At 36.8% G+C, this 22,114-nt stretch carries 15 protein-coding genes; 9 read left to right on the top strand and 6 right to left on the bottom strand.

What is annotated here, in order from left to right; translation table 11 throughout:
- Positions 1–170 precede the first annotated feature (170 nt).
- Both MKY46_RS01070 and MKY46_RS01065 read left to right on the top strand, forming a co-directional pair.
- Positions 171–3,140 (top strand): hybrid sensor histidine kinase/response regulator, encoded by a 2,970-nt coding sequence (locus tag MKY46_RS01070; protein WP_196243757.1) that lies wholly within the window; start codon positions 171–173, stop codon positions 3,138–3,140.
- 758 nt (positions 3,141–3,898) lie between these two features.
- Positions 3,899–5,197: a hypothetical protein gene (locus tag MKY46_RS01065; protein WP_036125749.1), complete on the top strand. Its 1,299-nt coding sequence runs from the start codon at positions 3,899–3,901 to the stop codon at positions 5,195–5,197.
- Positions 5,198–5,303: 106 nt separating this feature from the next.
- Here the strand turns inward: MKY46_RS01065 and MKY46_RS01060 are convergent, their stop codons facing one another.
- The 4 genes from MKY46_RS01060 to MKY46_RS01045 all read right to left on the bottom strand — a co-directional run bounded on the left by MKY46_RS01060 (position 5,304) and on the right by MKY46_RS01045 (position 12,078).
- Positions 5,304–7,226, bottom strand: coding sequence for an ABC transporter substrate-binding protein (locus MKY46_RS01060; protein WP_036125752.1), 1,923 nt, complete (start codon positions 7,224–7,226; stop codon positions 5,304–5,306).
- Between the two features lie 143 nt (positions 7,227–7,369).
- Positions 7,370–9,280, bottom strand: coding sequence for an AraC family transcriptional regulator (locus MKY46_RS01055; protein WP_036125829.1), 1,911 nt, complete (start codon positions 9,278–9,280; stop codon positions 7,370–7,372).
- Between the two features lie 190 nt (positions 9,281–9,470).
- Positions 9,471–10,415 (bottom strand): ABC transporter substrate-binding protein, encoded by a 945-nt coding sequence (locus MKY46_RS01050; RefSeq protein WP_036125827.1) that lies wholly within the window; start codon positions 10,413–10,415, stop codon positions 9,471–9,473.
- 100 nt (positions 10,416–10,515) lie between these two features.
- A complete protein-coding gene (locus tag MKY46_RS01045; protein ID WP_036125824.1) occupies positions 10,516–12,078 on the bottom strand; it encodes an AraC family transcriptional regulator in 1,563 nt (520 codons plus the stop codon).
- A gap of 98 nt (positions 12,079–12,176) precedes the next feature.
- On the opposite strand from MKY46_RS01045, the gene MKY46_RS01040 reads away from it, so the two are divergent.
- Positions 12,177–13,142 (top strand): ABC transporter substrate-binding protein, encoded by a 966-nt coding sequence (locus tag MKY46_RS01040; protein WP_340833620.1) that lies wholly within the window; start codon positions 12,177–12,179, stop codon positions 13,140–13,142.
- A gap of 38 nt (positions 13,143–13,180) precedes the next feature.
- Here the strand turns inward: MKY46_RS01040 and MKY46_RS01035 are convergent, their stop codons facing one another.
- Together MKY46_RS01035 and MKY46_RS01030 are read right to left on the bottom strand one after the other, a co-directional pair.
- On the bottom strand, positions 13,181–14,152 hold the full coding sequence (locus MKY46_RS01035) for a helix-turn-helix transcriptional regulator (RefSeq protein ID WP_036125819.1): 972 nt from the start codon (positions 14,150–14,152) through the stop codon (positions 13,181–13,183).
- Between the two features lie 89 nt (positions 14,153–14,241).
- Positions 14,242–15,408: an MFS transporter gene (locus MKY46_RS01030; RefSeq protein WP_036125817.1), complete on the bottom strand. Its 1,167-nt coding sequence runs from the start codon at positions 15,406–15,408 to the stop codon at positions 14,242–14,244.
- 232 nt (positions 15,409–15,640) lie between these two features.
- Here MKY46_RS01030 and MKY46_RS01025 point away from each other — a divergent pair, with 232 nt between their 5' ends.
- The 6 genes from MKY46_RS01025 (at position 15,641) to tnpA (ending at position 22,024) form a co-directional block, all read left to right on the top strand.
- Positions 15,641–16,597, top strand: a complete 957-nt coding sequence (locus MKY46_RS01025) for an ABC transporter substrate-binding protein (RefSeq protein ID WP_170829879.1) — start codon at positions 15,641–15,643, stop codon at positions 16,595–16,597.
- A gap of 97 nt (positions 16,598–16,694) precedes the next feature.
- Positions 16,695–18,329 (top strand): ABC transporter substrate-binding protein, encoded by a 1,635-nt coding sequence (locus tag MKY46_RS01020; protein ID WP_036125811.1) that lies wholly within the window; start codon positions 16,695–16,697, stop codon positions 18,327–18,329.
- 34 nt (positions 18,330–18,363) lie between these two features.
- Positions 18,364–19,551 (top strand): helix-turn-helix domain-containing protein, encoded by a 1,188-nt coding sequence (locus tag MKY46_RS01015; RefSeq protein WP_036125809.1) that lies wholly within the window; start codon positions 18,364–18,366, stop codon positions 19,549–19,551.
- Between the two features lie 45 nt (positions 19,552–19,596).
- Complete coding sequence (locus MKY46_RS01010; RefSeq protein ID WP_036125808.1) at positions 19,597–20,583, top strand: ABC transporter substrate-binding protein; 987 nt, start codon at positions 19,597–19,599, stop codon at positions 20,581–20,583.
- Complete coding sequence (locus MKY46_RS01005; protein WP_036125805.1) at positions 20,580–21,380, top strand: alpha/beta hydrolase; 801 nt, start codon at positions 20,580–20,582, stop codon at positions 21,378–21,380. Before MKY46_RS01010 ends, MKY46_RS01005 begins: the two co-directional genes overlap by 4 nt.
- Before the next feature lie 170 nt (positions 21,381–21,550).
- Positions 21,551–22,024: an IS200/IS605 family transposase gene (gene tnpA, locus MKY46_RS01000; protein ID WP_036129052.1), complete on the top strand. Its 474-nt coding sequence runs from the start codon at positions 21,551–21,553 to the stop codon at positions 22,022–22,024.
- Positions 22,025–22,114 lie beyond the last annotated feature (90 nt).

The following is a 22,114-nucleotide window of genomic DNA, read 5'->3' as shown; positions in this document are numbered from 1 at the left end:
ATAATTATTAAAAGAATTGATAGAATAACCATTACTTTTGAAGGAGAAATAACTCTATTTGTCGAAATCTATTATTTATGATGAAAAAGAAAATACTTTCCAAAAATTTTACTATTTTTCTAATTGCCGGGTTATTCTTTTGTTTTCTAACTTTGATACGCTTCACTTGGATGAATTTCACAAATATTTCAACAGGGATCGATGCTATCCAAGGGACTGTTAATTTAAGAAATATTGATACAAGCCATAATTTTATAATTAAGCTACAAAAGGAATGGGAATTCTACCCTAATATCCTTCTCGCTTCAGAAAATACCCAATCAGTCGAACAACATAAAGTTTATACAAATCAACCAGAATCTTGGGATCAGTATTTTCAACATAATGATGAGGTTCATTATGGTTCTTATCGTTTAAAAATTCTCAAAGAACACACTGCACCTCAGATGTATGGCATTACGATTCCTGAAGGTTTAGCTCCCTATGAGCTTTACATAGATGGTCAATTCATTGGTGGACTAGGGAATCTTACAGCGGATTATACTCAAACGGCTCCTATTGGCAGACCTGTAACCCATTATTTTACGCTTAATACTAATGAAAGCGAAATTATTATCCAAGGTGTTCAAACAAACCCATATGTACAAGGCGGGTTTCAAAAAGAAATTATTTTTGGCGATTTGCACTCTATGGAACAATCAAAAACCTTTTCCATTACAACTCAAATGGCGGTTTGCTTAGTCTTTATTTTTTATCTATTATTTACGATTCTACTTTGGATTATCGGTATTCGGGATAAATCTCTTCTTTATTTTGCCTTGATTATTGTTTCAACCTGTGTAACCGTACTCGTTTCTAGCAATAAAATTTTATTTAGCTACCTACCTATCAATTGGATTTGGGCAAACAAATTATTTTATTTTTCTTATATTAACAATATGATGTTTTTCGTTTTGTTCCTACGTGAATTGATGAAGGAATACGCTAAGCCTAAAATATTAACGATTGTTCCTTTGCTATGTGCTACCTATTTATTATTTATTGTAGTAACCCCGATAGAATACATTTTTAAAACAAAAATGATATTCATAATACTTTTCATCGTCTCGCCTATTATTATAACGATTTTCACATTGTCTATCGTGATAAAAGGTCAAAAAGGCGTAATATTTTTATTATTAACAGGGACAGCAGTAGTCACTAATTCATTATTTTTCTCTATAAGACAAAATGCTACACTACCTTATAGTCATTATCCTTTTGATTTATTAATTGGTATAACGGCATTATCCGCATTTTGGTTTACACGCTATTTTCAATCAACCTTACAAACTGAAAAGCTTTCTGTGAAATTACAAAAAGAAATAAGTACAAAGGATGATTTTCTAGCAAATACCTCTCATGAGCTGCGAAACCCTTTGCACGGCATGATGAGCATCGCCCAAACTTTGTTAGTAAAACAGGAAACTAAAGAAGATCAAAGTGATTTAAAACTATTGGTAAGAATCGGCAATCACATGACCCATATGCTAGATGATTTATTAGATCTAGTAAAGCTAAAAGAAAAAACGCTTCGACTGCAGCCCAAACCTTTGAATGCTTATAATCTCGCAAGTGGGGTTAGCAATATGTTTCGTTTTATGCTGAAAGGAAAACCAATTGAGCTTATCATACGGATACCTACTAATTCACCTTTTGTGTTAGCAGATGAGACACGATTAATTCAAATTTTTGCCAACCTAATTCATAATGCCATTAAATTTACAGAGCAGGGCTCCATTACGATTGATGCCGAAGTGGTTGGTAAAAAATTATATATTTCCGTTACAGATACAGGAATTGGCATTGAAAAGGATATGCAAGAAAGAATATTCGACCCTTATGAGCAAGTTGATTCAACAATGACGTCGGTAAGTGGGGGCCTCGGATTAGGCTTAAGTATTTGCCAAGAGCTTATATCTTTGCACGGTGGGACAATATCGTTGACTTCCACTCTTGGGGAAGGCTCATCCTTTACGTTCTCCTTACCCATAGCAAAGACACAAACAGTGGAATACAGTGACTCAAATACTGAGATGGATACAACATTATTAAAATTTACGTCATTGTTAAATGATTTATCGCAAATGAAAGAAAGCTTTGCCGCTTCCACTGAAGAAACTACTTTGGTGACCAGTCAGGCAAGAATTCTTGTCGTGGATGATGATGCTGTAAACTTACAAGTTCTCGTTAATGCATTTTCGACTGAACCCTTTGAAATTGAAACAGCTTTAAGTGGGACCGAAGCTCTTAGAAAACTACAAGAGAGTAGCTTTGATTTAGTTATTTCCGACATTATGATGCCGCATATGTCTGGCTATGAATTGGCAAAGTACATTCGTGAAAAATTCTCAATTTCAGAGCTGCCCATATTATTTTTAACAGCTCGACAGCAAAGTGAAGATATTCGACTCGCCTTTTTAAGTGGAGCAAATGACTACATTAGGAAACCAATGGAATACATGGAGCTTAAATCACGTGTTCAAGCACTCATTCAGATGAAGCAATCTAGTGAGGAACGTCTTCGCATTGAAGCTGCATGGCTCCAAGCACAAATTCAACCTCACTTTTTCTTCAATACACTGAATTCTATTATTTCTTTAAATGGAGTAGATGATGAAAAAATGGAGGAATTACTACTGGCCTTTAGTGATTACCTACAAATGAGTTTCGATTTCCAAAATGTCGATTTAGTCGTGCCTATCGACTATGAATTAAAGCTTGTACGCGCCTATATTGCAATTGAACAAATTCGCTTTGGTGACAGGATACGAGTTGTGTGGAATATTCCTAATCAGATGAGTCTGTTTGTTCCTCCACTGTCGTTACAAACCTTGGTCGAAAATGCTATCCAGCATGGTATTTTACCTCGTCGGGAGGGTGGCACTGTGACCATTTGCATCAAAGAGATGGAGAAGCTTTTTACAATAGCCATTTCTGATAACGGTGTTGGCTTTGAACATAGGATACCTGGAAAGAAAACAAGCGTAGGTCTTGTCAATACGGAACAACGTCTAAAGCAATTATTTGGCGTGGAATTAACGATAAACAGTGTCATTGATCAAGGCACAACCATCTCCTTCTCCATTCCAAAAACTTAAAGGCGAATGATGTCGTTCTAACCGTCAGTTTGGAAGGTGAATCCATCACTTTATGAGCTCTATTCATCTCTTCCAGAAATCCTATCCATTGCACGAACAAAAAAGACTAGGCTTACAAAAGAAGCCTAGTCTTTCTTGGTTTGCTTACAGTTTAAGACATTGACAAGATTACATAAAATAGCTTACTACATGGTACTGAACAAATCCTGAACATCCTTGAATTATTCAGGTATCACATTCGTAACTTTTGACTGTTCAGCTGCTTAATTTTCTTTTCTGCTTAGTTTGCTTGTAACCGTTCCCTTCTTGGCTCTCCATCTACTATTAATCTGTTCAATGTCTACATACCACCCAAATTAATACTTCATCACATCATGAATATTTTCAGCGATTTGTCGATTTTCTTATGTACCTGTTACAACATAATACTTTGATGAATTGTTCATTTTCTTCTTTTGAACAGTACCTAGTGATGCATTTTTAACCTTCGGGATCAATTGTAACCAATTGACTCACCATGCTCTCTACTCAACATCACCTGTTTTTCTCATTAAATTTCTATTATCTTTACAAATATAACTTCCTCTATAGGTACTGAAGTTATATGATGCTCACATAAATTTTATAACCAATCTACCTAATCATCTAAAAAATGCATAAAAAGATCCTAGGCTATGATAAAATTGATTTAACACCAAATCTTGGATAGATTCCCACTGCATCTACCATGAAAAATAAAATAGGAGGCTTCTCTTAGTATGAAAAACAAAAAAAGATTGGCTTTGCTGTCTTTAGTTGCTATCCCTTCACTTCTTTACAGTGCACCAGCATCAGCAGCTGAAGTTACAGAGCCATCAAAAATAGCCTACACATACAATAATAACTACTACTACAATTCTAATGTCTGGAATGTTGTTCAGCTCATATCAATCATTGATGATCGATATTCCTCATTCCAAACAAGATTGGAATCGGCTCTCAAAGCTTATAACAATTTGACTGAAACAGAAAAACAGTATGTTACTAATTATGACGTACTTTCCAATCATCAACATACTAGAATTTTATATCGTAAACTCGCTTCACAAATTGAAGAAAAACTAGCTTCTGTAGAACCTACCGCAGTAAATTATTATGAAAATGTTTTGGCTACAAGGGAGTGGTTCAATTCTTTAAACGCTGCACAGAAAACATTTGTTAATGCTGAAACACAGAGAATACTATCATCATATATAAGTCCAAATACGACAATTGACAAAGTAGTAACGAAAATACAATTATTAAATTCTTCACGTTTAAGCTTCCATCAAGAAGTTGAGGCAGCACGTGCTGAATATAATGCATTACGAAAATTTACAAATGCTTATTTACCGTATGGTACAGAGCAACTATTATTAGAGGCTGAACGACTTGTCGTAAAGGATAAAGCTGCTGCCAAAGATGTAGAAAATGCCATTGCTGCTCTATCACCTAAAACATCTACAATTAAGGATGTACAAAAGGTTAAAACTGCGTTTGAGGCGCTAACACCCGTGCAGCAACAAATAGTTCCAAATGTGTCTATTTTAATTGATTTTGTGAATGGTAAATATAAACTTCCAACACAATCAGTTGAAAATACAAAGCCTAATTTTTCCAATACCGCCGCATTGCCTGGTAAAACAACGGCTATGTCTAGAAATAGAAATGATTATAGTGCAAAAATAAATGTCACTGACCCAGGAGTTCACACAGAAAGATTTATCTTAACTACCAAATCTAATATGACATTAATTATTCCTTCTCTCTCAACTTTAGTGGATAAGGATACTACTGGTGTCATAGAAATTCAGCTTAAAAGAAAATTAAATAACATTACATTCAAGATGACACTCAATAATAAACCTATAGAATTCGAGGAAAACATCGAATTAATTATTAACAATTTGCCTAAAAATGCTTCCATTATTCAAAGGAACGATTTAGGTGAGAAGTTGCATACTAACTTCTATGTTGATGGAAATCGTCATATTGTTCAAGCAACTACGTCTGGCACATTCCAAATTATAAGAAAATAAGCATGACGCTTCTGAAAGAAGAAACAACTAAATTCAAGTTAGTTGTTCCAGACTGTAGACAAAAGCCCCATAAACGATATTTATGGGGCACTCTCTAATGTTTATACTATTTTGTCGTAGCTACTAGGTTGTCCACGATGAAATCTAGCTGCTTTGTTAATGAATAAATGTCGTTATAGTAACAAAAACCAAAATCCATTTCAATCAGCCTTCCTTCTTTAACGGCTGGGATATTAGACCAAACTGGGTGATCTGTTAAATCCACCATTCCTTCGTAGGATGAACGGAACACAAAATCACCTGCATAATCTGTTAGTACTTCTAAAGAAACATTGATTGCCTCATCCGTGTTGTTTTTGTCATCAATTTTCTTTTGAATAATATCAGGTGCTTTCAAACCTAAATACTCATAAATAGCTTGGGAACCACGTCCATAGGTATAGCTTGTCACTACGGACATTTGTCCTTTGCCGCCTTCCATAATACTAACTGTTTTATCTAAAATACCTGCCTCTTTCAGCTTCTCTTGACTGTTCTCTACTTTGGTATAGAAATTAGCTAAAAGCTCTTTTGCTTCTTTCTCTTTCCCTAATACTTCACCAATCTTCGTTAAACGGTCATCCAGTGATGTAGAGAAATCGATCATGACAGTAGGTGCAATTTTTTGCATTTGCTCATACAGCTCATCCTTACTTGGGATAATGATGACGTCAGGTTTTAATTGGATTACTGCCTCCACATTTGGTTCGAACCACTCACCTAAACTTTCAACTGTTTTTAATTCTTCCTCAAATGCTGCTCCCTCTTGTATTTTAGAGGAGCCCACTGGTGTCACATCAAAAGCTAGTACATCACCTGTATAATACATCACCACTACTCGCTCAGGATTTACAGGTATTTCTACATCTCCTTTCATAGTGGATACAATTTTTGTTTGTGATTCGCTGACTGCTTGTGCCGTAGAGGCCTGTTTTTCCCCGCTTCCAGTATTTGTTGTTGCTCCACTACTGCAAGCACTTAATAAAAGTGTCAGACATAGAAAGAGTGTTGCAATAGCTGATAATCCTCTTTTATTCATTGGTTCATACTTCCTTTCATTATATTGATAACCATTCTCAATATAATCTTGGAAGCTCCAATCGACAATGGAGTATCTTTCAGACATTGAAGGACTATCTTTTACTAGACGATTCAACTGTTCCCTTTGACGAAATTTTATGGGGGAAACGCCTACTCTCTTTTTGAATAGTCTACTAAAATAATAAACATCGTTATAGCCGACACCCATTGCGATATCGCGCAAGCTAGCATTTGTCTGCTCAAGCAAAATAGAAGCTTTTTCAATACGGAGCTGAATTAAATACTCAATCGGACTACAACCTATTTGTTGCTTGAATTGAATGGATAAATGGGATGGACTATAGCGTAATGCCTTCGCAATTGATTCTAAAGTCAATGGCTGTGCATAATTTTCTTCTAGATAGGCTTTAATTTGACTAGAGACATTCAGCTTTTGAATGTCGATACTGTCTTGTTCTAACTGCTTGAAAATCTCATTTAATAATTGATAGAATAGCGATTTAATGGTAAATTTGCTGAGATTATTAGCATTTCCCCATTCTATATACATATAATGTATTTTTTTAAACATAGTAATAGGTGAGTTAGGTATAAGACTGTATTGATAGTTGAAAGGATTATTGCTTTGCATGGCTCTTGCTATCATTTTATTAAGGGTTAAAGGAATGGAAGCTCGATAAAATACCATGTAGTATTCAAACCCTTTGTCTGTTGCCACGATTTGCAAAGTGGAGCCTTTTCCACCGTGAATAAGATGAAAGCCCTCTAGTGTATAGTTTGTTAAATCGATCTGGATTTCTGCACCTCCACCTGTGGCAAAAAGAAACATATTAGCAGGCAATTTATATAATTTCCCAATCTCTTCAGGTTTAAATAGTTCATATCGTATATCGAGTACTTTAATCGTTGCATGATTCCAAAGAAAAAAAAACTCCTCTTTTGGCAGCATCCTACATCATTCCTTCCAATTATCACTATCTCCCAGTTTATTATAATTGATAATCGTTCTCAATACATTTTTCTACAATCATGCATGAAACATAGAAAAATCACTCAAACATCCAATGCTTGAGTGATTTTATGGAATCCCATTTATTTTGCTTTTGCATGCTGTACTAGCATTTCTGTCACTTCTTCAATTTGTCCTAGGATTGAAATAGGATCTGAAAACCAGAAACTCCAGCCATCAATTTCAAAAATTTGATCATCTTGCACAGCATCTAGCGTTTTCCAAACTGGTTCGTTTTTATAATCATATGTTTCTGTCGCTTTATCAACAGCCACAAAAATATAATCACCCGCATAATCTGGAAGTAATTCAGGTGATAATTCCAGCCACGGCTTTTCAGGATCAATTTCCTCTACTACTTTTGCGGGTGGAGTTAGTCCAAGCCCATCATAAAATGATCGCCCTGTATAACCATTACCATATAATGTTATGTTATTTTTTGCTCCACCAGCAAAAATCGTCACGGTTTGATCCTTACCAATGATATCTTGAACCGTTTGTCTCGCTTTTGCTACCCTTTGATTATAGTCATCTAACCAAGCCTTCACTTCTTCTTCTTTATCTAAAATTTTACTAAACTCCTCCAATGTTGCATCCATTTCTAAATTAAAGGGTATTAAAACTGTAGGCGCTATTTTAGCATATGCTTCGTATTTCTTATCATCCCCAGTAATGATAAGGTCGGGCTTCAAATCAACTACGGCTTCAAGGGATTCTTCAAAATAAGTAATTCCTTCATTATGCTCCTTCAGGTAAGGGCTTTTCATATAAAGCTCCTGTGTTCCAACTGGTTTAATGCCCATAGTTAATAAAAAACCTGGGTAATAATCGGTTACGATACGTTCTGGGTCAACAGGAATCTCGACATCCCCCTTCACAGTGGATACAATTTTGGTTGTCGACTGTACTTCCGTTGACTCATTAGCTGGTGCTTTTGTTTCTCCATTATTAGAAGCTGTGATAGCAGTACCAGAGCATGCACTAAGCAATAAAGTGAAGCATAGCAATAGAGTCGCCATCATAGAGGACTTTGCTTTTTTATTCATCGATAAATCTCCTTTTGCTTTATATTGATAATAATTATCATTATCAATATAATGTCGTATCCACTTTTTATCATTAGACAAAGAAAGCCGATACATAGGACGATACGATTTATGCTTATCTGGCTGTTGTTTAAATTGCATTGGGGTTTGCCCACTGTACTTTTTAAAGATACGGATAAAATAAGAGACATCTTCATAGCCAACACTCGACGCAATCTCCTGCAAGCTCGAAGTGGTATGTAATAATAACTGCTGTGCTTTTTGTATTCTTATCTGGATAAGATAATCAATAATACTTCTACCCGTCTTCTGCTTAAATTGCTTAGCTATATAGGGCACACTATAATTCAACATTTGAGCAAGCGATTCTCGTGTAATCGGTTGATTGTAATATTCTTCTATATAATTTTGAATTTGCTCCACAAGGTCCGGCTGTTGAACAATGACCTGCTGTTGATGTAATTGCTGCAAAAGTTCATAAATGAATTGATAAAAAAGGGCTTTGACATGAAAATGGGCTAGATTGCCCTGTTTGAGCCACTCTCGGTGCATAGTTTCGATTTTTTCCTGTAATGTGAGCGCATTCGAAATTTGAAAAGCATATTGAAGCTGAAAAGGTTTTTCACGTTCCCACAACGCTAGCAAATTTTTTCTATGGGGAGGAGGTAACGTCGCTTTGTAGAGAATTAAATAGTACTCCAAACTATCTTCTACAGCACTAATATGCAGGCAGCTCCCTTTACCAATATGCACTATATAAAAATTTTCTATCTTATAGGCTTTACTGTCTAATAATACTTTAGCCTTTCCCTTTATTGCGTACAAAAAACCGCTAGCTGGTACACGATAGGAGCTAAGCTGTTCATCACTTTGCATCCTTGTATAACGAATATCAAACAATTGAATGGAAGCCGCTTTCCACAAAAGGATATGATCATCTATGTTCACTGTTTGTTTCCACACCTTTCTAGTCAAAGCATAGAATGGTACCTCATGTGAATATTATAAATGATAAACATTCTCAATAATATATTAAAATGAAACAACAAAAAAGAAACACCTTTATTGCTAAAGTTGCTTCCTTTTTTTACTTGCTATAAACCATCGTACTAATAAATTATCTGCACAACTCACCCTGTTATTTTTTAGTCGTTAGCCATTTGGTTAATTCCTCAACCTGAGCCAACACTGCTGTAGGGTCATAGTACCACGAACGTTCCTCAGGCCAAACATAAAGATGATCGTTTTTTACAGCTGGTAGGCTGCCCCATATTGGATCATTTTTAAAATCTTCAACTGTGCGACCATCTGCAGTTAAAATGATGTAGTCTCCTGTATAATCTGCTAGCACCTCTTTTGAAATTTCAACCCACTGCTTTTCCATAATTTCGTCTGCTACTTTAGCAGGTGGCTTACGACCAAGCGACTGATAAACTGGCTGTCCACCACGTCCAAAGTTATCGCCATAAGCATAATAAGATTTGCCTGCATCTTCAATAATAGAAAAGCTTGCATCCTCTGGAATAATCGCATCTACCAGTGCTTTTGCATCGGCAATCTTTTGATCGTATTGTGCGAGCCAATCCTTCGCTTCCTGCTCTTTGTCAAGCAATTCACCAAAATATGTAAGCTCTTCATGTGCATTCTTTAATTCACCATAAGGGATGACAACTGTCGGTGCAATTTTACTTAAAGCATCGTAATTTTCCCCATTGCCCGTAATAATTAAATCTGGTTTGAGTGATATAACTTTTTCAATCGATGGTTTTCCATAATCACCGATTTCTTCTACATCCTTTAATCCATCCTTTAAATAATAGTTTTCAAGAGCCAACCCAGGAGCTCCCACTGGTTTCACGTCCAATACAAGCAAACTAGCAATATATTCCTCTGCTACGATACGCTGTGGATTAGTCGGAATAACAATTTCGCCATTTGTCGTCTGGACCGTTTTTGTCTCTGCTTCTTTTGTATCTTGTTCTGTAGTTGAACTAGTGTTTTTTTCATTTTCCCCACAAGCCGTTAACAAAAGAAGTAATAGAAGAAACAGTGGTGCTATGAATTTTCTATTTTGTCTAAGCATTTTTTCCCTCCATACACATTAGTTGATAATCATTCTCAATAATTGTAGAAGAAAGTAAAATAACTGTCTATGCATGGAAGTGATTTGTTCCCTTGTACTTTTATGATGTTAGTACTTCCATTAATTTTTGTAATTGAGCCACTGTAGATAATGGGTCATAGCCATAAAATAATTCATATTGATTCATAAAGTACATCTGCTTCTTTTGCACTGCCGTAAGTGACCGCCATTTTTCTGACTGCAATACTGTTAAGAGACACTCCTTTCCAAAATCTGTTGTAGGAAGAGCCGTAACGAATATATAATCAGCTGGAAAGTACACAATATCTTCAATATCTACTGTTAAGTAGCCTGTTTGTTCAATGTTTTTCGTGACTATCGCATCTGGTCGACTAAAGCCTAAATCCTCATATAATATATGACTTCCTCTCCCATGACTACTATTTAAACAATATGCTTGATGACTACCTATTTCCCAAACAATAGCGGTACCCCTTCTTGACCCAAGTTGTTGATCAAGAATATAGTTACAATGCGCTATTTGTTCATCATATTGCTGAAGCCAGCTCTTACACACTTCTCGCCTATCAACAATATCGGCAATCAGCCCAAATTGCTCTCGCCAACTCAATTGTCTACATGGTAGCTCGAATACAGGGGCTACTGACAGTAATGCTTGTTTCTCCTTGCCACCACTGTAGTTAACAATAACATCTGGACATGCTGCGGTTATCTCCTGATAATTTGACGTAATAGCATACTCATAGCCTTTAAGCCTCTGCAAAGAGGGTACTGGCTCGATACCCTCCAGAAATGGAGAATACACCCCCAACACTGGCGTAATGCCCAGAGCAAGTAAGCAGGCTGTATGATTGGTATTAAGCGCAATGACACGCTTCGATTTTTGATAATAAACTGTCGGTGACATACCCACTAATTCTTTAAATTTCCTACTTAAATAAGTACCCTCACGGTAGCCAACCTCCTGGGCAAGATCATCTAATTTCGGCATCGCTAACAACAGCTTTTTCTGGGATTCTCGTATTCTTAGCAACGTTAAATATTCACTATATGTATGACCAGTATGCTTGTGGAAGGTACGTGAAAAATGCTCAGGACTTACTTGTGCATTTTCAGCCAGCTGCTCCCTTGTTAATTCTTCACGAAAATGTAGGTTGATATAATGAAGTACCTTATCAATCCATAGTTGTTGTTGTGTATTATCACGTAAATGGTTGTATAACACTTCAAGCATTTCACCAAATAATTTTTGTAAGTGAAACGGATTGTTACCTTGGGCGTCCGCTTCCTTTTCTATTTCTTTAGCTAGATTCATGAGCCGATAGGAGCCATGTTCAATTAAAATAGCATCTTGTAATAAATGATCCGTTTTAGAGCCATATGCACAGTACTGAATGACGATTCCGCTACTTTCACCTGTTTCAAGTAAATGAAAATCGTCAGTATCGTTCAACAGCATAACAGAATTTGAACTAAGCTGAATCTTCTTACCTTGGTGGGTGCACTCTACTTGTCCCTCATAAATGATGACAATAATAGGATGTGTGAAATGTGCTGCTTTGTCATTTAACATTTCTTGTAATGTCACTATTTGAATAGGTTGATAAAAAATATGGGACAGTAACTGACGATCTTTGTTCATTTCGTTTTATCTCCTAAACATCAAATTGATATTGATTATCATTTTCATTATAATGAAATAGCATGATAGAAATCAATTGAATTAGGAGGCTTATCGTTTTGACAAAATATATAAAACAAAATGTCTTGTTAATAGGCATTTTTATTATTTCCATCCTATTAGCTGCATGTGGAAATCAACCATCTTCCTCATCCGATACAACAAATGAAAAGAGCACTAATCGGGTTTTAACAGATGCCATCGGTCATGCAGTGACCATTCCCAAAAATCCTCAGCATGTCATTGCACCCTATTTAGAAGATCACCTTGTAGCATTGGGCATAAAGCCAGTTGCACAATGGTCAGTCAAAGGAGGTACCTCTATCCAAGGCTACCTTCAAGATTCATTAAAAGACATCCCAACAATTGAATTTGATCTTCCTTACGAAGCTGTTACAAGCTTTAATCCGGATTTAATTGTAATTGGTTCACCTGAAATTGCTGAAGGTGAAAAATACGAGCAATATAGCAAAATTGCGCCTACTTATGTCATGGGAGCAGAGGATAATAATTGGCGCAATAAGCTCTTAACAATGGGCGAAATTTTTGGTCAAACAGATACAGCAAAAAAAGTCCTTGCAGATTATGATCAATTTGCTAAAGAAGCTAAAGAAGCTAAAGAAGCTATTCACAACAAAGTTGGAAGCCCTTCTGCCACTGTCATCTGGAATATTAAAAATACAATTTATATGGTAAGTGACACAGCTTCTAGCGGTGTTGTTCTTTATGAGGATCTCGGACTACAAACACCAACCTTAGTAAAAGAGGTATCAGCCTCTGCTGCTGGTGATTGGTCACAGGTTTCTTTAGAAAAATTTATACAAATAGATGCTGACTATCTTTTTGTTATTAACAGTGATCATACAGGCAGCACTGAATTATTAAGTGATCCACTCTTAGCAAATATACCTGCTATTAAAAATGGCCATGTTTATGAATTTGACCAAAATTCAAGTTGGTTATATTCAGGGGCTATTGCTAATCGACAAATCATTCAAAATGTCGTAGATAGCATTGCTAAGTAAGAAAACCCCTCCAGCGTCAACATAACGCTGGAGGGGTTTTAGTGTGAACTATATTTTACAAATTCTCGAGGACTCAGCCCATACCTCTCCTTAAAAACCTCAGCAAAATGACTTGGATTCGAATACCCGACAGCATTTGCCACTTCCATGACATTCATTGTTCCATTTTGTAGTAAATAACAAGCCTTTTCTAATCTTTGCTCACGTAAGTAGCCAAATACTGTTGTGCCATACATTTCTTTAAATCCTTTTTTCAACTTATAATCATTTAAGCCAATTAAACGAGACAGCTCCATGAGTGAAGGAGGATTCACTATATTTCCTGCCATGATGGCTTTTGCTTGAGATAGTTTAGCTCTATCGTCCTGTGAAAATTCCATTGAATTAGTAGGATGAGAGAAAAAGGTTTGAAATGTTCTCGTTAAAAGCTGTAAAGCCATGCTTTCTAACTCCAAATTAGTCATCCGATTAGCTGCTATCCCTTCTAGCAGCTGTTTTACCATAAACAAATCAAGCGAATCTATCTTCTCTTGAAACAAACGATAGGGATATCCTTGAAGAACCTTAGAAAACTTGGTAGCACCGCCATTGCCATTGATTTTTTCCATGTAATGATTAAAAGTTGTTACGGGAATACCGATGCCAACCATCTGATAAGACTCATCTTTATTAAATAAAAAATTTGCCTCTACTTGCTCCATTAATTGCAAAGTACATGTTCCTGGCGTTACTTCATATTCACAATTAGAAATATGAACGCCACGTGTCCCTTGCAAGCAGTAGCTAACTTCCACCATTGGCTTCGCTGTAGAGATATACATTCGATGTTCTTGATGAAATGAATAATCCGATACAACCACCTCTAAATCTGCACGAGGCATAAAACGATGTATTGCCCCTTCCTTTATCGATGATTGGAATGTCATATATTGTGTTGCATTTTCCTGTGGTTTTAGTATCTCTAATGCATGAAAAAATTGAGTAAAATTTTGATGAAAGTCGATATTCATAGCGTTCACCATCCCTCAGTATTTTATTGAGAATGATTATCAATAATTAACCAAAGTATAGCAAAGGTACATCTTTTCCGCTATGAAATTTAGAATTCTTCTGTTGTTGCAGTAGTCATTGTAAATGCTAGCAGGATACATATAAAGAAAACTATCGCTCCAAAGCCATAAGCAACTGGAAATCCTCCAACATGCTCAATTAACCAACCTGCTAAACCAGGCCCCATCATTTGACCAACTGCATAAAAAATGGAAATAAATCCGATGGCAGATGCAATATATGGAGGTGGCACTTGCTGGCTTGCCTTCATCTGAATCAAGACAAGAACACCACCGAGTGATGAACCCCAAATAATAGAGGATAATATAAACCCTCCAATATTTTCAAACACTATTGGTAGTAAATCGCCGACAACCGATAGTAGTAAAGCCGCTGTTAATGCCTTTTTAACACCCATTTTATCTGCTAACATTCCCCAGAATGGAGCGCCTCCAATCGACACGATTCCCGCAATGGCATAAATGGAACCTGCTAGTCCATTGGATAGCCCAAGGCTTTTCATATAGCTTGTTTGGTATAGATTAGGAATAAGATAGACTAGACCAACAGCAAAATAAATACCTGCAATGATATATAGCTGCTTATTGCGCCAAGCTGTTGTTTTTTCCTGTATTGTATCCTTCTTAACAGGATTTGGTTGCTTTATCGTCCAGAACGCTAACAACATGACGATCAGTGTCAAAATCGCAAATACTAACCACGCCCCTCGCCATCCTAACGTAGGAAATTGTTGCAGCATAAAAGGGACGAGTAAGCCTGATAAAAGCATCCCAATTCCAGCTCCACTCATTAACAGCCCCATGACAGCCCCTCGTTTCTTAGGGTATAGGCTAATGGCTATAGATAGTAGTGGTGTATACACAAGTGCACTACCAGCGCCTGCAAAAAACAGTGTGATAGCAGCCTCCCAGAAACTAGTGACGAAAACTAGACCCATCAATCCTAAAACAACACAGACTCCTCCAACTAACAGAACATTTTTTGCACCAATGCGTATTGTGAGTACTCCTGAAAGTCCAACAGTTAGTAAATAGCCTAAAAACAGCATTGTACCTAAGTAACCAGACTGAGAGGTCGTAAGGCTTAACCCCTCCTGCATAAACGGTAAAATAATGCCATAGGCCATACGTGCAAATCCTGTCGTTGTAACAATTAATAGCATACCTGTTAAGACAAACACCCAAAATTTTTTCATTTGTATACTCCTTTCATTACATGCATCTTAGTTCAATGAAAGGCCCATTTTCCACCTATGGAAGGATGCTTATACGGTTAAACGGATTTTATTTTCTGCCATTTAAAAGAGAAGACATTCGCTTTTTGGATAAACCTCAATGACCCATCTTTTGTTTGTCCATTGTCCTTGGACAATGACTAAATTATGCTAATCTATATCGATAATGATTATCATTTATGGAGGAATAGACATGAAAAAATTAAATCGACATATGCTCATTTGTAGCCTATTACTACTGATGGGGATATTTATGGCTGCTTGTGGTTCAAGCAATGAAGAAACAAATAAAAAGGGGACAACAGCAACTGAAGCAACAACTCGTTTGTATAAGGATTATTTAGATCATGAGGTTGAAATTCCAGTAAATCCACAGAGAGTGGTTTATCATGGAGAAGGATACGGTGATTTGCTTGCATTGAATATCAACACAGTTGGTGCAGGCTTCTCCTGGATTACAAATTATGCTTGGGAAGATCGTGTAAAAGATGTAGAGGACGTTGGTTTTCCTATAAATGTTGAGAAAACATTGTCATTAAAACCAGACCTTATCATTATTGGTACTTCTGATGATAAGACATATTCACAGCTTTCTAAAATCACTCCAACCATAGTGCTTGATACTTTCGCGCCTTTGGACCAACGTTTGACAGAGCTAGGCGATATACTTAATAAAAAAGATGAAGCAGCACAATGGATAGATGACTATACAGAAAAAGCAGATAAAATGTGGAACTCACTTGTAGCTGATGGCAGCGTTAAACCAGATGAAACGGCATCGGTTTTAACCTATTATCCAGGAGACCGATTATTTGTAATGGCACGTGCTGGACTTTCTCAAGTTTTATACGATTCAAACGTTCTTAAGCCTGGTGACAAAATACAAAAAATACTTGATGATGGAACAGGCTTTGCTGAAATCTCCACAGAACTTCTTCCTGAATATGCTGGTGATCGAATTTTCATCCTAACACCAGTAGATGATGAGGCGAAACAATCGACAAAAGAAATGATGGAAAGCCCAATCTGGAAGAACCTACCTGCTGTGAAAAATGGACATGTTTACACAATTGATATTCAAAAAAGTGATAGCGATGCCTCAACTAGAGAATGGCTGTTAACACAAATACCTACTATGCTAAAAAAATAAATAGCAAGAGACATTTCATCTTTGTTGAAATGTCTCTTTACTTTTTATACAATATAGTTAATTGATAATCATTTTCATTTAGCAAGGAAGTGAACAGATGGAAGACAATATTTCATCTTCTTTTAACAATAATTTACTATTTCATTTAGAAGATATCGACTATATTTCACAGAGCTATCCGTTTATCTCAACTTCTCACCATACGATGATACTTTTTATGGATGGCTGTGGCACATTAACGATTGATGATATTCCCTATTTGGTGACGAAAGGGAAGATTTTTCTTATACAACCTCATTCTATGATAGATTTATCGGATCTAACGAAGCAATTCCATTTCTATAAAATAACTTTTACAGCTTTTCAGCTAAAACATGAGTACCCTTCTCCATATTTAGGAGCCCTTTTTTCTGATGAAGTGGAGTATACCGTTTACCCAAATACGCGCTTTATTCGTCTTACCGAAGATCTATATCATTTAAAGCCTAAATCAGATTATCTTAAACAACACGGAATCTTGTATGAACTATTAAATTTATTATTTGAACATCAGCTTCATGTGAATTACCAATTAACAATGACAAAGTCGGTTGAAGAAACAATTAACTATATACATAGCTACTATCAACAGCCTTTAACCGTGAAAAAGCTGTCAGAGCTAGCTCATATCGCTCAATGGCAATATAGCGCAATCTTTCAAACTTTAACAGGGAAAAAACCGTTAGATTATATTACAGATTTACGTCTTACCAATGCAAAGGAATTATTGCTACAAACAAATGAGCCATTAAAGGATATTGCACAGCAAGTTGGATTTGATGATGAATATTATTTTAATCGCCGCTTCCGACAAGTGATTGGGATTCCCCCAAAGCAGTTTGCACGGCAGTATAAGCAAAGAACAATTGTAAAAGATTGGACTGGACATGAGGTAGTCATCCCTTCCTCTCCTCATCGTATTATTTATCATGGAGAGACATTTGGCGATATGTTGATTTTTGATGTACAGCCAATAGGTGGTGACAAAAACTCTATTAGTAAATCTTTTTATAAAAACCATGTTCCGTACATTCAAGATGTAGCATTTCCAATCAATCTAGAAAAATCTTCAAAGCTTAATCCAGATTTAATCATTTTTACAAATAACGACGAACGGCAATATCAGGCATTATCGTCGATTGCTCCAACTATTACCCTAAATTCTTGGGATTCATTAGAAGAACGCATCCGTCTATTAGGACAATGGCTAAGCCAACAACAATGTGCAGAAAATTGGCTAACACGTTTTAAAATCCAAGAACAAACTATGTGGCAGCAGCTACAAACCGTTGTAGAGTCTGGTGAAACGGCATCAGTTTTGACCTTTGATCATGGTAAACGCCTTTATGTCATGGGCTGTACAGGTCTATCCCCTGCCCTTTTTCATCCAGATGGATTTCAACCTCACCCGCAAGTAAAAAAATTACTTCAAGCAAGCATGGGGTATAAGGAAATTCCGATAAACCACTTGCCTCAATACGCTGGTGATCGAATCTTTATGCTTTTATCTGATAAACCAGAATCGCAAAAGGCAACGATGGAATTGATGCAAAGTGATATTTGGAAAAGCCTCACTGCCGTACAAAATAACCACGTTTATTTAGTGGATGCAACAAAGTGGAATTATAGTGATGCCTTTACAAGGGAGAAGTTACTCGGTGCATTACCAAAGTTATTGGTTACTGTAAAGTAATTCCCATAATTATATACAAGGGGTGACATGTTACATGAAAACGGAAAGCATAACAGATAGAATGACAACTCAAATTTCATTAAAGGATATTCGAGATTATATTGCTAAAAACCATCATCAACCACTCACGATGGAGCATCTGGCACTCATTTCTGGTCTAAGTTCTAGCTACTTTGGTGAGGCATTTAAAAAGGCATTCGGTCAAAGTGCCACTGATTATTTAACGGAGCTGCGTATTGGACATGCTAAGCAGCTATTGCGTGATACAGATCTATTGCTTCGTGAAATCGCTAGAAAAGTTGGATACAGTGATGAATTTTATTTTAGTCGGAAGTTTAAAAAGGAAGTGGGGGTTTCACCTTCTGCTTTTAATAAAATAGCTCGTCAGCGAATCTCTACTTTTTCTGTTTCAGCTACCGGGAATTTATTAGCACTTGGCATCATACCTGTTGCAGCTCCATTGAATGCCAAATGGAGTCCTTATTATTACAACCATTACCAAGACAAAATTCAAGTGCATGTCAATATTTTTGATGCAGAGTCCGAAGACAACTTTAGAAAATTAGCCTCTGCTAAGCCAGATATTCACATTTTCCAAGAGGAGCCCTCCCTCTCCATGCTTGATTGGCTTCAAACAATGGGTATTAAAAATGTCTATATACAAGCTAAGGACTGGCGAACACAGTTAAGAGAGATAGCTGTTGCTGTCAAAAAACAAAGCGTGGGTGAGCATTTCATTCAAACATATGAACAAAAGGTATTACAGGCTAAACAAGATATCAAAGGAGTGACTGGGGAGGATACTTTTGCTGTTCTCCGTTTATGTGGCGACCAATTATTTTTATATTGTAATAAAGGCATTCAGGATGTGCTCTTTACGGATTTGCAGCTTCGTCCTGTCGATGCGCAACAACAAACATGTAACGAACCTATTACACTTGAACAGCTAGTAGATATAAATCCAGACCGTCTACTATTTATCATTTGCCCAGATTCGCCCACTCGGAATTATTGGCTCACTTTACAATACCTCGATCATTGGAAAGAGCTCCAAGCCGTAAAAAATGGACATGTATATGTTTTGCCATCAAATCCTTGGTTCGAATACTCTGCTATTGCTATAAACCGAATGCTAGATGAAATGTTGCTGATGTTAACCGGAAAAAATCCAAACCCTTTTCCTGTTTCCGTCCATGGTATCCTATCAGACAGTGATTTATAATTCCATTTGAGAATGATTATCAATGGAAGGAGACTTTGATGAACAATGAAACAAAATTGTCGTAATCACTGTCAAACGATTTTAAAATCTGCCTATATATTAGCGATGTTATTGCTTGCTATTGGCATACTTTCGGCATGCAATGACCAATCAAGTAATAAAGAAGAACAGGCTGACTCAGAAAATACGAAGGAGCAAAGTGTTTATCCATTAACAATAAAAGATGAGGTTGGCAATGATGTGACACTACCTGCTAAGCCTACAAAAATATTTGCACCTGTTATGGAGGATTCGTTATTAGCTTTTGGCATCAAGCCTATTATGCAATGGTCGAATGGTGTTAAACCACAGCTCTATTTACAAGATCAGCTACAAGGCGTACCTGAAATTAGCTTTGCAAGTGGTCCCCCTTCAGCCGAATCAATTATGGCTAATAAACCAGATTTAATTATTTTGCACAATTCATTTTATGTGGAAAATGGCACATACGAAAAATATGCCAAAATTGCTCCAACCTATGTATTTAATAATGCTGCAAGCGATTTAGAAGGCTCTATTAAAATTTTAGGGCAATTACTTGATGAACCAGACAAGGCTGAGCAAGCTTTACAAGGCTATCAAGAAAAGGTGGATGCAGCAAAAACAAAGCTAGCCTCCATCACAGAAGGTAAAAAGGTTGCGTTAATTCGCTTTAATGCAAAAGGAATGTTTTTCATGACTGATGAGTATTTCAGTGGGTATGTCTTAACACATGAATTAGGATTTGAACAAAGCAGCTACGTGAAAAATGGTGCCTTTGAAGTATCATTAGAAATTCTACCTGAACTTGATGCCGATTATATTTTCCTAATCAATGATGGCAATCTTGGAGATGAATTTATAAATGAGTTGAAGGACAGTAAAATTTGGCAAAGTACAGCTGCCTTCAAACATAATCAAGTATTTGAAACATCCGAGGATTATTGGCTAAATGGTGGTATTCATGCACAAGGAAAAGTGATAGAGGATGTATTGGAGTTTTTAGCGCCATGACAACAATGACAAAGAAACCTTATACATCAGATAACTACTTTGAAGTTGCCATGACATCTCGTCAACAGCTTGACTATCGAATTTTAATTGCTGCCCCAACAGAAGCACCACCAGCAGATGGCTATACTGTTATATATGCCTTAGATGGGGACGCTCTTTTTCCAACGCTCGCTGAGGCAGTAAAATTACAAACACGTAAACCAAAAGGCTATGAGCCAATTCTTGTTATTGGGATCGGCTATCCCTCAAAGGAACCCTTTGATATGGAACGACGTTGCAATGATTTTACACTACCTGTTAGTGAAGCTCAGCTACCACCACGTCCAGATGGATCGCCTTGGCCTCCTAATGGCAAAGCCAATGAATTCCTAGACTTTATTGAGCATGAGCTAATGCCTGCTATCGCAAAGGAGTGGCCAGTCAATAAGAAGAAACAAGCGGTTGTTGGTCATTCATTAGGCGGTCTTTTCACACTGTATGCTCTATGTGCGAGACCAAATTTATTTAGTCATGTAGTAGTCGGAAGCCCCTCTGTTTGGTGGGCTAACAATGCCGTACTAAAAGAAATAGACAAATTTGCTGAAACTTGGAACAGTCAGCATACTATTAATCTCTTACTTACAATCGGCGCTAACGAGCTGCCAGATATGCTTGAAGGAGCTGATCAAGCAGCTGAACAAATGAAGCGTTTAAGCGACAAAAACATTCTTACTGATTATGTGAAATTTGATGAGGAGGACCATGTGAGCGTCCTCCCTTGTATGCTTAGTCGTCTTCCCCGTTTTTTGGATTCCTAGTAGAAGACCCAAGTGGTAATTTATCCACTTGGGCTTTTTTGTGTGCTTTGAAAACCCCCTGCTATGCAGGGGGTTCCGGAAAGCTTTTAGCTATGGACAATAAAAAAACTCCAAACGTACAATAAAGTCAGGTCTAGTCAACCGACTTCGTACGAAAGGAGCCACCATAAATGGATAATAAAAGTTTAGCACATACAACGTGGAATTGTAAGTATCATATCGTCTTTGCGCCAAAGTATAGAAGGCAGATTATTTATGGTCAAATTAAAGCAGATGTTGGAAGAATATTGCGCCAATTATGTGAAAGAAAAGATGTAGAAATCATAGAGGCAACAGCCTGTCCTGACCACATTCATATGTTGGTAAGTATTCCACCGAAATTGAGTGTATCTGCGTTCATGGGTTATTTAAAAGGGAAGAGTAGTCTAATGATTTTCGACCGACATGCGAATTTAAAGTATAAATACGGTAATCGTCAATTCTGGTGTCGAGGATACTATGTGGACACAGTCGGCCGAAATAAGAAAAAGATACAAGAGTATATAAAAAATCAATTACAAGAAGATATCCTGCAAGATCAAATGACGATGAAAGAATTCATTGACCCATTCACAGGAGAAGAAATCAAGAGAAAGAAAAAATAAGTAAGCCGCTTTAGCGGTTTGTGTGAAAACGGAGTGCGGTTGGCAGACCATTCAGAATGTCTTTAGACATGGGCCAGTACCCCAGCGTTT

The organism is Lysinibacillus sp. FSL M8-0355, assembly GCF_038008985.1.
Classification (GTDB): Bacteria; Bacillota; Bacilli; order Bacillales_A; family Planococcaceae; genus Lysinibacillus; species Lysinibacillus fusiformis_D.
The sequence above is the reverse complement of the archived record's forward strand: the minus strand, read 5'-3'. Positions and strand labels throughout refer to the sequence as shown.